The sequence below is a fragment of the Lysinibacillus sp. FSL M8-0134 genome (assembly GCF_038069745.1).
GTDB classification, from domain to species: Bacteria; Bacillota; Bacilli; order Bacillales_A; family Planococcaceae; genus Lysinibacillus; species Lysinibacillus irui.
On sequence record NZ_JBBPAJ010000001.1, the window covers coordinates 1,801,546 to 1,815,023 of the forward strand.

Sequence of the window (13,478 nt, forward strand, 5' to 3'; positions counted from 1 at the left end):
GAAACTAGGAAATATGCGATTGCCGCATTTACTTGTATGTTGGGGACTTGGGAAACGGGTTATTGTCAAGTTTTTCAGCCAGTAAAAGAGTGGGAGGAAAATAAAAAATGGAGTGCGAATCCTTTCGATCAAAAGCGTTATTATCGCTTTAAAGATTATCTTTATGCCCTATTAGAACATCACGAACAGATAGAAAAAGAATTTCCTTATTGAGCTCAATAAGGGGATCAGCTATGAGGAATGGTTTCCTGAACATAATCCGACTATTTTTAAGCGCTTACGAGAGGTAATTTTGATTCCCAAACAGCTCCTTCTAGGTAATCGTAGCCATCGAAAATATTTATTAATAGAAATAGGTATTGAACCTTTTTTTGAATCAGATCATTAACGCCTTTATAAATTGCCGGGTAATCAAGTCAAAGAAGGTTAGCCGTAAATTAATTTATATGAAAATCAAAAATATGACATGTTTTTACGTTTTGTAATTGCAACTTTCGACATATTTTTTATTTATTTCTCGGGAAATATCTCTTACGGAATGGTCAAAATAGAGCACCTTTGTTACCGCAACTTCTAAGGGGCATCTATAGGAAAAATAGTGACTTTATGATTTGTTTAACTATTCTTACTTCTTTTTTATCTAAGAGGCAGCGTGATGACGTTTCAGCTTTGATATTGTTCGTTATAATAAGAGAAAGGAGGAAATAAGATGTATTTAAAATCATGTAAGGTGTTACAGGATACCATTCCGAATAAACAGATGTATCCTTTTAACATTCCAAGCTTGCAGGATTTACAAGAGCTGGAGTTTCCGACAAATGTGACGTTCTTTGTTGGGGAAAATGGGTCGGGGAAATCAACATTACTGGAGGCGATTGCGGATCGCTGTGATTTTAATACGGCGGGTGGTGGTCGTCAAAATTTATATGAAGTACATAAGGCAGAATCCTCACTGGGGGACTATATTCGTTTGTCGTGGTTGCCGAAGATTTCGAATGGGTTTTTTCTTCGATCGGAAACATTTTATCAATTTGCCAGTCATATTGATTTGTTAGAATACCATCCGAATAAATATGCCGCTTTTGGGGGCAAATCCCTACACCACCAATCCCATGGTGAATCTTTTCTGGCATTATTTATGAATCGGTTTAAGGGGAAAGCGATCTATTTATTGGATGAGCCTGAGGCAGCCTTATCTCCAACAAGACAATTAAGCCTGCTGAAAATTATGAAGGACTTAGAGCATGAGGCACAATTTATCATCGCTACGCACTCACCAATTTTACTGGGCTATCCGAATGCGACGATTTATAGTTTTGATGATGAGGCAATTGAACCGATACGCTATGAAGATACCATTCATTACATTGTTACCAAACGTTTTTTAGATGCACCACAAACCATTTTAAGTGAGTTATTTGATGAGGAGAGGGAATCATGAATCAACGAAAAGGCTTAGTCATGCGAGAAATTCGATTAGACGAAATGGCACAGTCCATTGATTTACTGAATTATGTCTTTCAAATGTCTATGTCCATTCACAAGGATCGCCGTTTTGTAAATGCTAAGAGTAAGCAGTTTAATGAGGGGCATGCCATCGGATGGTTTGATGGGTCCCACTTGGTTTCGCAAATTTTAAGTTTGCCTTTTGAGGTTAATGTACATGGCAAGATTTACGAAATGGGTGGCATCACAGCAGTTGGGACATACCCAGAATACTCAGGTCATGGCTTAATGGAGAGCTTAATTATTGAAAGTTTACAAAGAATGCGTAATGAAGGTCAATGTATATCCTATTTATTTCCATATTCTATCCCGTATTACCGTAAAAAGGGGTGGGAAATTATGAGTGATATTGTGGAATTTCAGGTGAAGGATACGCAGCTTCCTCATTATGCTGGGCTTAACGGGAAAATTCGTCGTGTGGATCCGAAGCATGAGGATGTTGTGGATATCTATGCACGCTATGCCCAGAAAACGCATGGGGTGATGGTGCGCAATAGTATTGCCTGGAATGAGAAATTTCAGGAGGATTTCTGGGAGGAGAAATTCATTGACAGTGATGTCAATCTTCAGGCAGCTGTCTATTATGATGAAGACGATGTAGCACAAGGCTACATGTTTTATCGTATTATGGAAGAAAACTATTACATTGATGAAATCGTTTATTTGCAGGAAGAGGCTCGTAAAGGCTTATGGAATTTCGTCTCGGCTCATAGTTCGATGGTTTATAATGTCTACGGGAAAACAACGGGAAATGAAGCGGTTGCCTTTTTATTAGAGGACAGTGAAATTATTCAAAAGGTCTCTCCTTATTTCATGGCGAGAATTGTCGATGTTAAAGAGTTTTTGTTGCGTTATCCATTTGTCGGTCATGATTTTGAGCTTCAGCTTGCGGTCACTGATCGCATTGTGGCTTGGAATAATGGAACATACATCATTAAAATGGCAGATGGTAAGGTTTCTGTCCAAAAAGTGAGTGAGACTTTGAATGATAGTGCTGTTCATTTAACAGTGCAAACATTGGCTACTATGCTGTTAGGCTATAAACGTCCACGTTATTTAGAGAAAATCGAACGTTTACAAGGACGTCCCGAGGAAATTGACCTACTAGAGGCCGTATTACCCGTTGGTATTCCGACATTTATTGATTATTTTTAAGCCGTATCATGTGTAGAGGAGGAGCCATAACGTGGATTGTTATGGCTGCCAGGCCTCTTTCAACAGTTCAACACCAAGCTTGATTTCTTCCATCGTTAACTTACTAAAACCTAATTGCAGCATCGGTGTCTCCTTTGCTTGTTGATGAAAAAACGGACTGGTTGGGTATACTTTAACACCGCAGGATTCTGCTTGTTCGATGAGCTGTTGCTCCGAAAGTGCAGACTTTATTTTCACCAAAACATAGAGCCCTGATTGCTCGCCTATTATGGTGACTTGCTCACCCAATTGTTGTTGTAGCTCCTGAACAAGGCGCTGCATTTTTTGTTTGTAGGTCAGGCGCATCCTTTTAATATGGCGTGTCCATTCCCCTTGTGCCATAAAATGTGCCATTGTGCGTTGATGGAGGGATGAAGCATTTTGTTCAAAATGAGCAAAGCGTTCTTTAAATGGCTGAACAAGCATATTCGGTAGCACCATATAGCTTAATCGAACTCCTGGCAGAAACGATTTGGAGAAAGTGCCTAAATAAATTACCCGAGAAGGGTCGATCGATGCCAGTGCAGGAAATGGCTGTTGCGCATAACGAAATTCACCATCATAATCGTCCTCTAGAATAAAGCCATCGACTTGTTGGGCCCACTGTATTAGAGTCTGTCGCTGTTGAATATTCATAGAAACACCGTACGGGAAATGATGTGACGGGGTGACATAGAGTAGACGGGATGGACTGTCAGCTAATAGGTTGAGCTGTGCACCAGACTCTGTTACCGGCAATGCCTCTATATGAAAATTATGTAATTGGAAAGCCTCTCGTGCCCCGTTATAGCCAGGGTCCTCCAGAAGGATACTTGGGAAATGGTCTTTTAATAAAAAGCCAAGATGCAGGAGCATTTGCTGCGTGCTACTGCCAATAATGATATTTTCAATCGTTGTCGAAACGCCCCTTGCTTGTAGGAGGTATTGAACAAGCTGCTCCTTTAACAATGAATCTCCAAACAATTCCCCATATTGATAGCATGATGAATCCAATAATACTTGATTGGCTATTTGGCGCCATGTTTTCAAAGGAAAATGTTGTTGATCAACAGCTCCTGCTCGAAAATCTACAACGATGGAGGGGAGATGGTATTTGGTCTGTGAAATAATCGGGTCTATCTGCTCCTGTAAGAAAACCTGCTCCAACGCATTCACAAAATAGCCCTTCCGCCCCTCGCCGCGAATATAGCCTTCTGCCACAAGCTGTTCATATGCAGTTAGCGTGGTATTACGACTAACGTGTAAAGTTTCTGCTAGTTTACGAATGGATGGTAGAGAGTCGTTTGTTTTCAGTGCCCCTTGTGTAATAAGTGCTTTAATTTGCTGATAAACCTGTTTATACTTTGCCTCATTCTCTGTTAATAAAAAGATAAAGTCGTCCAATTGTGCACCGCCTTGACATGTTGAAATTTTAGAAACTGTTTCTTTTGAAATGTCAGATTTTTTATTACTATCATACAAGAACGTCAATGAAAAAGAAATGGGGAATAGAAGCATGAAAATTAGTATCGTAACAAAATCAACAATAGGGGAAGTTGTACCATTATTTAATGCATATCGAGAATTTTATGGCCAGCCATCTGATATAACGAAGGCCGAGCAATTTATTCAGGAACGTGTGGAAAATGGGGAGTCCATTATTTTTCTCGCGTACCAGGAGCAGGAGCCAGTAGGGTTTGCGCAATTATTCCCTATTTTTTCATCTGTAGCTATGAAAAGAGCATTTATACTAAATGATTTATTTGTGGCGCAACATGCCAGGAAGCAAGGCGTCGCTCAAGCTTTAATGGAACAATGCTCCGCCTATTGCCAACAGGAAGCTGCCCGATACATGATGCTCGAAACAGCGAAAGATAATGTCAATGCCCAGCAGCTCTATGAAAAACTAGGCATGACGATTGATGAAAGTGTTTATTATTACAGTATTTACTGGTGATAAATAGGGGGTGTTCAATTAGCGTAGGGTATTCCTTATAACAGTTGGGGAAGTATTCAAAAAATGCGAGGACTCCGCTCCAAAGTGAGAGAGAAGTGATCAAAGAAGCGAGGAACCCGCTCATAAGTGGTTCAGAAGTGATCATAAAAGCGAGGAACCCGCTCATAAGTGAGTCGGAAGTGATCAAAGAAGCGAAGGGTCCGCTCGTAGGTGAGTCGGAAGTGATCCAAAATGGGAGGCTATCGCTCCAAAGTGAGTCGGAAGTGGTCAAAGAAGCGAAGGGTCCGCTCATAAATGAGTCGGAAGTGATCCAAAATGGGAGGCTACCGATCCAAAGTGAGTCGGAAGTGATCAAAGAAGCGAGGAGTCCGCTCATAAATGAATCGGAAGTGATCAAAATGGGAGGCTACCGCTCCAAAGTGAGTCGGAAGTGATCAAAGAGGCGGGGAGTCCGCTCATAAATTGATTCAGAAGTGATCATAAAAGCGAGGAACCCGCTCCAAAGTGAGTCGGAAGTGATCAAAGAAGCGAGGAACCCGCTCCAAAGTGAGTCGGAAGTGATCATAAAAGCGGGGAGTCCGCTCGTAAGTGAGTCGGAAGTGATCCAAAATGGGAGGCTACCGCTCCAAAGTGAGTCGGAAGTGATCAAAGAAGCGTGGAACCCACTCATAAGTGATTCAGAAGTGATCATAAAAGCGAGGAACCCGCTCCAAAGTGAGTCGGAAGTGATCAAAGAAGCGAGGAACCCGCTCCAAAGTGAGTCGGAAGTGATCATAAAAGCGAGGAGTCCGCTCGTTAGTGAGTCGGAAGTGATCAAAGAAGCGAGGAGTCCGCTCATAAATGAGTCAGAAGTGATCATAAAAGCGAGGAACCCGCTCCAAAGTGAGTCGGATGTGATCAAAGAAGCGAGGAACCCGCTCGTAAATGATTCAGAAGTGACCATAGAAGTGAGGTACCCGCTCCAAAGAGAGAAATGATCATAAAAGTAAGGCCACCGCTCACAAACCTAGCAAAGCGACCCATCCAACACAATTCAAAGGAAATCCATCCACAATAAAGTTACTTCGGCATCCCAAAAAAGGACCCGCCATAAAAGCGGGTTCTTTTGTTTAGGCTTGGCTCATCCATCCTGCGAAAAGGCCGGAGGAGAAAAAGCGGGTAATATGTGTGAATCCGGCTTCTTGTAGTAGTTGCTCGATTTCTTGAGCGGAAATGAAGGAAATATTCATAATGATTTTGCCCATACTTTCTACCTTTTCTTTTTTGTAACCTGCCTCTAAAAAGAAGCTTTGCCATATTTTGATGCGATCTTGTAGTTCTTCACTTTCACGTTCACCGTAGGCACAGGCGAGGACAAAGGGTTTTCCTGGTTTTAATCGGGTGTGTATGTTTTTTAGTAGGTTCAGTTTTTCCTGTCGATCTTCTATAAAATGAAGGACGAGGATACAACTGGCCGCATCGAATTTCGACGTATTGGATGGCAGGTTGTCAATGGTTCCTTGTAATAATTGGACACGGTCTTCGAGTCCGAGTTGTGCGGCTTTATGTTGCGCGATTTGAAGCATTTCCTCAGCTGGATCAATCCCTGTAAATGTCCAATGAGGGTTTGTAGGTCCCCAAGCTGAAAGCTCATTGCCTCCGCCAGCTCCTATGACAAGCAGGGATGCTTCTTGTTTACCTAGCTGAGCACGGAAGTAGGCTTGTGTCACGGCAAATAATGTGTCATAGGCAGGTACCGAAATACGAGTGCTTTGCTCATAGGTTTGTGCCTTCTCCAATAAATGTGTCGATAATTTATTCATCGTAATGGCCTCCAATGTTTATTGTGTATATTATAGATCTTTATTATCCGTAATTGAGTATAACTGAAAATGAGCAAAAGAACAAAAGGGAAGGCTTCTTTAATGAATAACTTTATGAGTAATATTAAAAGAGATTGAAAATAATGGGATTTTATCCTATCCTTGTAGTAGACAGGGGGAGAAATCATATGATTTTCGAAAACTTGATTAGTGCAATTCTACAAGTGATGTTGTTTTCCATTATTCCATTTATTTGGTGGTTTTGCACAGCGAAAAAGAAACAGTCCTTTCTTACGTGGCTAGGATTGCGAAAGCCTATTATTGAGAATAAGAGAAGGTACGCCATGTTCTTTGTCCTATCCATTGTTGTGTTACTAGTGCCTAACTCTGCCGCTCGTCTATTTTTATATTGATAGCTCTTTGCTAGCGCCCAATCAATTTGCTGGACTTGGATTTGCAGCGGTCATACCAGCACTTTTATACGCCGTAATTCAAACTGCTCTGTCAGAGGAGCTATTGTTCCGTGGCTTTTTATTAAAAAGGCTAGCTAATTCGTTTGGTTTTCATGCTGGGAATATAGTTCAAAGCATCGTTTTTGGTAGTGTTCATGGGGCTATGCTTTGGTCGGTGCTTCCTGTCCATATTATTCTGCTAGTAGTAGGATGTACAGGACTCGCGGGCTATGTGATGGGGTGGATGAATGAACGGCTAGCTGGAGGCTCCATCGTAGCTAGCTGGACGATTCATGCTATTGGGAATCTATTAGCGGCAGGCTTCTTTATGTTCCTATTTTGACTTATTTGCATTTCTTGGCTGTCACTTGCATAATAGGCAGAGAAGAAAATGTCGTGAAGGGACGTGCAAATATGACAGAGTGGCCGAAGGGTGTTGCAAAACCAGCAATTCGTGCCTTACAAGCAGCAGGCTATACAGAATGGCAGCAGCTAGATAAAGTCGACCTTTCAACGTTAGCTCATTTACATGGGATGGGGCCGAAAGCATTAGCTGCGATTGAGGCGGCACTAAAGGAAAGTAGGGGATCGCGTGAATAAGCTAACGTTATTTTTGTTGGCAATGGTGGTCTATTATGTAGTCGTTGTATTCCTTATTAGCAAGCTGTTTATTATTCCTATCATGAAAGTGATGGCTCTTATCTTTTTTGTGGGGGCTGGCTTTATTTTTTCTCGGAAAATGCGCAAGAAATTACAGTAGGAGGTCTTATGAAAATAGCTAAACTAACATTGTTTTATCTAGCGATTATTGTTTTAGCGATCACTTTGTCATTAGCTGGTGTGCGCTTATCTATCTCACTTGGGCTATTTGCTGTGATTGCAATGGCAATGATTTACCGTCATATACATATTTTATATCGAACAAATAATATGGAGCAGGTGGATAAATGGGTGAAAAATCATAGAAAGGAACCTATCTTTGCTGCGCTCTATGCATCTGCTTATGGGACGAAACAGGAACAGCTTGATGCCATCGATGTCATCATCCATCATTATAAGCAACCAGCTATTAAATATAATTATCTATTTATTAAGGCGATCATGGAGGACAATTTGGGTGCCGCAAAAGTAGCAGCAGCGAAAATAGAGAAGGAGCCTTTAACAAGCTATGCCCAATGCTATATTGCTGCTCTTGAAGGGCGAACAGCCGATATGAGAAGTGATCAATTAACACAGCCTTGGATGCAACCTGCTGTGGAAGCGGTCTATGCCTACACAATAAATGATCGTGCAAAGTTTCGCCAATTGGCCGATGCTAGTATTGATCAGGCACGTGGCATACAGAAATATGGCTTATTACATAATTTTAAACATATGGAAGAAGAATGGGTGAATGAAGGCATAATCCCAAGGGCTACTTGATGACGGTATCGGGTAGCCTGTTTTTGTGTCAGGAACCACCATGAATAATAAATAATTCGATGAGGTGAAAATGTTTGTCTAAAATGGATCATATGATGCAGATTTTATGGATGTTGAATTCAGGCAGGAAAATAACCGCGAAAGAAATAGCTAAAAAATTAGAGATGAATATCAGATCCGTTTACCGCTATATTAATTCACTTTCTGCCAGTGGTGTGCCGATTATAGCTGAAACAGGTCATCATGGGGGATATACCCTGTTGAATAATTTTATTAAAAGCCCTCTTATTTTTGATGTTGATGAGAAAGCGGCATTACTTCATGCTGCTATCTTTGCAAAAGAAGCTGGCTACTTTTTAGAGGAAGCGTTAAATAGTGCAACAACAAAACTTACGATGCATTCAAATCAAGAGCAGGAAAAAATGATTCAGCAACATTTACAAGGTTTCGAGATAATTGGTCCCGTTGAATCTTCATTGGAGCCGCTATTAAAAAAATTAGAAGACAGTATAGTGAACGAAACATCGATTAAAATGGAATACCATACAAATAATGAAAAACAACCTAAACATAGGATGATTAATCCATATGGTTTGGTTTATTGGAATCAAAACTGGTATGTTGTTGCATTTTGTCATGTAAGAAATGAAATTCGTAATTTTAAAGTTGGCCGAATTACTAGTCTGCATCAAACAGTCATACCCTTTCAACGACCACAATCGTTCTCGGCCAGTGATTTTTTTATGAAAAGTCTTCTTCCACAAGCAGAAGACAAACGGAACCATGTGTCTTTCATCATTTGTGGAAAGACAAGTGCGGTGGATGCTATCTGTCAGCATTGGTTATTAAGGTATCACCTCGAAGAACGCACCTCGAAGAAAGCGATATTTTTATTAGATGAAGAAGCGTTACATACATATGTACCTAATTTACTATTCCCCTATGGAAAATCGATCCAAGTAATAGAACCGATAAGTCTAAAGCAAAAAATGATTGACGTTCTAAAGGAGCTGATAGATTTTTATGAAAACGAAAACTTTACTGACGGAGAATGTCAGTAAAGTTTTTTTATACTAAGCATAGTTTCATTCAATAGAAGGAGTGTTTAGTTATGCAAACAAGAAAAGTATATCTTTATGTTTTTGATACGATGGCAGATTGGGAGATCGGGTATTTGATGGCGGAATTAAATTCAGGTAGGTATTTTAAAAAGGGGTTAGAGCCTTTAGAGGTGATGACGATAGGAATTGATAGAAGTCCTGTTACGACAATGGGAGGCATCACGATACTCCCGACTATTACTATTGCTGAATGTCACTTGAATCGCATGGATCTCTTGATTCTTCCTGGAGGTAATACATGGCTAGAGTCTATTCATGATCCTATGTTGCACATGGTTTCAAAAGCGTTGAATGAGGAAGTTTTTGTAGCTGCAATTTGTGGTGCAACGATTGGTCTCGCAAAGGCTGGTTTGCTTGATACAAGACAACATACGAGTAACGATCTCGAATACTTGAAGATGCTTTGTCCACAATATATCGGGGATGAACATTTTAACCAGGAGCCAGCCGTAACGGAAAGGAACTTAGTAACGGCATCGGGAATTGCTCCGTTGGAATTTGCCTACCATGTTTTGAGGCAACTTGATGTTTTTACAACGGAAACCTTACACGCTTGGTATAAGCTTTATGAAACGCGGGAGAAATCATACTTTTATGAACTAATGACATCCATTGAATAACGACTAGTTGAAGAGGAGCATGTTATTTTTGAAAACATGCTCTCTATTTATCTAGCAAAAAGCCTCGTAAGATCCCTGCAATAAAGATCCCGCTTAATAACAATAAAAATAGATAAGCATGCCACTGCTGTAAAATTCGTTCGTGTCCCAATGCCACCATAAGGTCATTGAAAAGGGAATAGGTAAAATACAATAAAATACTATTTTTTATGAGACAAAAAGTGATGATACCATTTTGCCGTTGTTGATGTGACAGCGGCGCTTTCTTTTTCCGCATAACGGGATAAGCAGCTTTCATTTCTAAATAATGTAAAAGTAAAAACAGCATCAGTGCGATAAAGGGTAAATAAAAAATAGCAATTTTTGGTCCGAACTGGGCTTGCTCACTTGTAAAGCTTTGTAATACAGGGATTGTTGCAGGAAGCTTATGATATTGGATCAATGTAGCCGTAATCCCCGCTATAAAAATAGTAGTCACAATGATTGTCAGCTGGTGACAAAAGCGTGGTGTTGGTGTTTTTTGTTGTGTGTGCATCCGTGCCCCCCCATTTCCAACGTCATTCAAAATAACAATCTGTTATACTGTATCATAGAATGATTGCTTATGGGTTAGAGAAAGAAGGATACTATGGAATACTTGTTGTTTTTACTAATTGGCATCATCGGGAATATCATTGGAACATTAGTTGGTGGCGGCGGTTTAATTACATTACCAACGATGATGCTCATGGGAGTTCCCGTTCATTCAGCAATTGGCGCTAATAAAGTGTCCAATATGGTGAGTGCCTTTTCAAGTTTTTATTCAATTTACAAACGAAAAGAATTGGCTTGGATAGAAATGCGTTCGGTCTTACTTGTATCCCTAGTAGGAGGTACACTTGGCGGACTTTTTGCTTCGTTAATGAGTAGTCAAACTTTAACGCTCATCGCCATTATTTTATTAGGCTTTGCTCTGATTATGTCCTTTATGGGTGGTGCTGATTTTGGTGAAAAAGAGCGCTTTACAATGAATCGAAAAAATGGTCCAATTCTTCTTGGAGTTGGTTTTTATGATGGGATGTTTGGCCCAGGGAGTAGCACATTGGCACTTTATACATATGCACATGAGAAGATTTCCTATATCAAAGCGGTAGGTCTTTCACGGGTGGGCGTTTTTGCCATGTGTTCTGGAGCAGCGATTACGTATATTGCTACAGGAAAAATAGAGTGGCCGTTAACACTTATTTTAATGGTCGGCTCTACAATTGGTGCACAAATTGGGCTTGTCCTTGCAAGAAAAGTTAAAGCCAATCAAGTGAAGCTTTTATTGCGTATCGTTACGATTGTGCTGATCGTCCAGCTTGTCTATGATTTTATCCACCAGCTATAGGAGGCGATAGTCATGTTTGAAATTACACCGTACCCAACCTTTTCATGGTCGTTATCGCGTCATAAAACGCTCACAAGCTGCGCACGCAAGTATGGCTATGAATATTATTTTTCCCATAATGGATGGCTTAGCTATCAAGTTGAGCCCTCTCATCAATATGTTTATCGTTTAAAAAAGCTACAGTCCATGCCTATTTTATTTGGGCAAATTGTCCACCGATTTATTGAGCAGGCCATTAATGATTATCTACAAACAAGCAAAGCTCCCACGGTAGAGGAGCTGATCCAATCCGCACGAGGGCAGCTCAATGCGGCCTTTATTGATTCTACACGCCATCTAGAGTGGTGGCGGCAAAAGCCCAATAAATATTATATGATGCAGGAAATTTACTATCATGGCACACTTCCTCCTGAACTAATACAGGACTATAAAGAACGTTTACAAATTGTCTTTGACCATTTTTTGAGGAGTGAAACATTCCAGCAGATTACGGCACAAAAAGGTTCTCTCCGAATCGGTGAACCAGAGCAATTCCGCTCCATGAAAATCAACGACATCCAAGTATTCGTCGTAATGGACTTTCATTATTATGACGAGTTGAGGGGTAAATGGGTTATTGTTGACTGGAAGACGGGTGGGGAATCTGATGATGATCGTCAGCAATTAGCGCTCTATGCCTACTATGTTCAGCAAAAATACCGTGTATCACTTGAACAAATCGAGGTCTATAACGAGTATTTATTATCAGGAAAACGAAAGAAATATAGTTTTACAGACATCGATATGGAGAATATTTTGTATACCTTCCAGCGCAGTGTTTTAGAAATGAAAAAGTATCAGGCCGATATTTTCTCCAATGAGCCCGTAGACATCGAGGATTTTGAACAAACACAAGATAAATGGCATTGTCGAGGCTGTAATTTTAGAGAGTTATGTGCGGAGAAATGAAGCAAGTGACTAAAATAGTATTGTAATACTTCAAACTGCAAGAAAACGTGTAGAAGCTCCAAAATGAAAGGAAACGCTCAGATAAAGTGTGAAACCCGCTCCTAATAAGGTGCGAGGTGATCCAAACAGCAGGTGTGGCGCTCCAAAAAGGGTGGAAAGCGCTCCAAAAAGTGTGAAACCCGCTCCATCTAGGGAGCAAGGTGATCCAAACAGCAGGTGTGGCGCTCCAAAATGAATGAAAGGCGCTCCAAAAAGTGAGGAACCCGCTCCAACTAGGGCGTGAGGTGATCCAAAAAGCAGTTGTGGCGCTCCAAAATGAATGAAAAGCGCTCCATCAAGAGTAGAACCCGCTCCAACTAGGGCGTGAAGTGATCCAAACAGCAGTTGACCTGCTCCAATTAGGGTGCAAGGTGATCCAAAAAGCAGGTGTGGCGCTCCAAAAAGGGTGGAAAGCGCTCCATCAAGAGTGGAACCCGCTCAACTAGGGCGTGAGGTGATCCAAATAGCAGGTGTGGCGCTCCAAAAATGCTGGAAAGAGCTCCAAAAAGTGTGAAACCCGCTCCAACTAGGGCGTGGGGTGATCCAAAAAGCAGTTGACCCGCTCCAAAATGAATGAAAAGCGCTCCATGAAGTGTGAAACCCGCTCCAATTAGAGCGTGAGGTGATCCAAATAGCAGGTGAATCACTCCAAATTCGATAGAAGGCGCTCCATAAAGTGAGGAACCCGCTCCAACTAGAGCGTGGGGTGATCCAAAAAGCAGTTGACCCGCTCCAATTTGGGAGCAAGGTGATCCAAACAGCAGCTGACCCGCTCCAAAAAGGCAGAAAGGCGCTCCAAAAAGTGTGAAACCCGCTCCAACTAGTGAGCAAGGTGATCCAAACAGCAGCTGACCCGCTCCAAAAAGGCAAAAAGCGCTCCAAAAAGTGAGGAACCCGCTCCAAATAAAAATATAGATATCATTTCGAGATTTTCATTTCCGTACAATAATCTTTTAGTTATCAAAAAAGTTGATGCAAGGTCTTAATAAGCATAAGCAATAGTCAGATAAAAAGAAAAAGACCACTCATGATGGGTGGTCAAAATAGATAAAACGCGAATTAATCTTAG

General features: G+C 40.9%; 18 protein-coding genes. 15 read left to right on the top strand and 3 right to left on the bottom strand.

Annotation, left to right across the window (positions count from 1 at the left end; translation table 11 throughout):
* The first annotated feature begins 709 nt into the window (after positions 1-709).
* Positions 710-1,441 carry an AAA family ATPase gene (locus tag MKY49_RS08885; protein WP_274796768.1) on the top strand — a complete coding sequence of 244 codons (732 nt, stop codon included), beginning with the start codon at positions 710-712 and terminating at the stop codon, positions 1,439-1,441.
* Positions 1,438-2,661, top strand: coding sequence for a GNAT family N-acetyltransferase (locus MKY49_RS08890; protein ID WP_312506315.1), 1,224 nt, complete (start codon positions 1,438-1,440; stop codon positions 2,659-2,661). Before MKY49_RS08885 ends, MKY49_RS08890 begins: the two co-directional genes overlap by 4 nt.
* A gap of 39 nt (positions 2,662-2,700) precedes the next feature.
* Here MKY49_RS08890 and pdxR read toward each other — a convergent pair whose 3' ends face one another.
* The gene (pdxR, locus tag MKY49_RS08895; RefSeq protein ID WP_274796770.1) at positions 2,701-4,083 is read right to left on the bottom strand and encodes a MocR-like pyridoxine biosynthesis transcription factor PdxR; all 1,383 of its coding nucleotides are present in this window, start codon (positions 4,081-4,083) and stop codon (positions 2,701-2,703) included.
* 112 nt (positions 4,084-4,195) lie between these two features.
* Here pdxR and MKY49_RS08900 point away from each other — a divergent pair, with 112 nt between their 5' ends.
* The 3 genes from MKY49_RS08900 to MKY49_RS08910 all read left to right on the top strand — a co-directional run bounded on the left by MKY49_RS08900 (position 4,196) and on the right by MKY49_RS08910 (position 5,613).
* Positions 4,196-4,636 carry a GNAT family N-acetyltransferase gene (locus tag MKY49_RS08900; RefSeq protein WP_341386004.1) on the top strand — a complete coding sequence of 147 codons (441 nt, stop codon included), beginning with the start codon at positions 4,196-4,198 and terminating at the stop codon, positions 4,634-4,636.
* Positions 4,637-4,731: 95 nt separating this feature from the next.
* Positions 4,732-5,070, top strand: coding sequence for a hypothetical protein (locus MKY49_RS08905; RefSeq protein ID WP_341386005.1), 339 nt, complete (start codon positions 4,732-4,734; stop codon positions 5,068-5,070).
* 39 nt (positions 5,071-5,109) lie between these two features.
* Complete coding sequence (locus MKY49_RS08910; RefSeq protein ID WP_341386006.1) at positions 5,110-5,613, top strand: hypothetical protein; 504 nt, start codon at positions 5,110-5,112, stop codon at positions 5,611-5,613.
* Positions 5,614-5,745: 132 nt separating this feature from the next.
* Here MKY49_RS08910 and MKY49_RS08915 read toward each other — a convergent pair whose 3' ends face one another.
* Complete coding sequence (locus MKY49_RS08915) at positions 5,746-6,438, bottom strand: class I SAM-dependent methyltransferase (RefSeq protein ID WP_341386007.1); 693 nt, start codon at positions 6,436-6,438, stop codon at positions 5,746-5,748.
* 188 nt (positions 6,439-6,626) lie between these two features.
* Here MKY49_RS08915 and MKY49_RS08920 point away from each other — a divergent pair, with 188 nt between their 5' ends.
* The 7 genes from MKY49_RS08920 (at position 6,627) to MKY49_RS08950 (ending at position 10,053) form a co-directional block, all read left to right on the top strand.
* On the top strand, positions 6,627-6,851 hold the full coding sequence (locus tag MKY49_RS08920; protein WP_341386008.1) for a hypothetical protein: 225 nt from the start codon (positions 6,627-6,629) through the stop codon (positions 6,849-6,851).
* A gap of 7 nt (positions 6,852-6,858) precedes the next feature.
* The gene (locus tag MKY49_RS08925; protein ID WP_341386009.1) at positions 6,859-7,233 is read left to right on the top strand and encodes a CPBP family intramembrane glutamic endopeptidase; all 375 of its coding nucleotides are present in this window, start codon (positions 6,859-6,861) and stop codon (positions 7,231-7,233) included.
* 71 nt (positions 7,234-7,304) lie between these two features.
* On the top strand, positions 7,305-7,490 hold the full coding sequence (locus MKY49_RS08930) for a hypothetical protein (RefSeq protein ID WP_274796776.1): 186 nt from the start codon (positions 7,305-7,307) through the stop codon (positions 7,488-7,490).
* Positions 7,483-7,650 (top strand): hypothetical protein, encoded by a 168-nt coding sequence (locus MKY49_RS08935; RefSeq protein ID WP_274796777.1) that lies wholly within the window; start codon positions 7,483-7,485, stop codon positions 7,648-7,650. The genes MKY49_RS08930 and MKY49_RS08935 overlap by 8 nt, the downstream gene beginning before the upstream one ends.
* Positions 7,651-7,658: 8 nt before the next feature.
* Entirely contained in the window at positions 7,659-8,312 is a 654-nt protein-coding gene (locus MKY49_RS08940) for a hypothetical protein (protein WP_341386010.1), read from the top strand.
* A 74-nt stretch (positions 8,313-8,386) separates the two neighbouring features.
* Positions 8,387-9,373, top strand: a complete 987-nt coding sequence (locus tag MKY49_RS08945; RefSeq protein WP_341386011.1) for a helix-turn-helix transcriptional regulator — start codon at positions 8,387-8,389, stop codon at positions 9,371-9,373.
* Positions 9,374-9,423: 50 nt separating this feature from the next.
* Positions 9,424-10,053 (top strand): type 1 glutamine amidotransferase family protein, encoded by a 630-nt coding sequence (locus tag MKY49_RS08950; RefSeq protein ID WP_322611719.1) that lies wholly within the window; start codon positions 9,424-9,426, stop codon positions 10,051-10,053.
* 43 nt (positions 10,054-10,096) lie between these two features.
* Here MKY49_RS08950 and MKY49_RS08955 read toward each other — a convergent pair whose 3' ends face one another.
* Entirely contained in the window at positions 10,097-10,588 is a 492-nt protein-coding gene (locus MKY49_RS08955) for a DUF1648 domain-containing protein (RefSeq protein WP_312506295.1), read from the bottom strand.
* A 93-nt stretch (positions 10,589-10,681) separates the two neighbouring features.
* On the opposite strand from MKY49_RS08955, the gene MKY49_RS08960 reads away from it, so the two are divergent.
* From MKY49_RS08960 to MKY49_RS08970, 3 genes are all read left to right on the top strand, one after another.
* Entirely contained in the window at positions 10,682-11,422 is a 741-nt protein-coding gene (locus MKY49_RS08960; protein ID WP_312506293.1) for a sulfite exporter TauE/SafE family protein, read from the top strand.
* Positions 11,423-11,434: 12 nt separating this feature from the next.
* Positions 11,435-12,370, top strand: coding sequence for a PD-(D/E)XK nuclease family protein (locus tag MKY49_RS08965; protein WP_341386012.1), 936 nt, complete (start codon positions 11,435-11,437; stop codon positions 12,368-12,370).
* Between the two features lie 715 nt (positions 12,371-13,085).
* Positions 13,086-13,217, top strand: a complete 132-nt coding sequence (locus MKY49_RS08970; protein ID WP_341386013.1) for a hypothetical protein — start codon at positions 13,086-13,088, stop codon at positions 13,215-13,217.
* Positions 13,218-13,478: the final 261 nt, after the last annotated feature.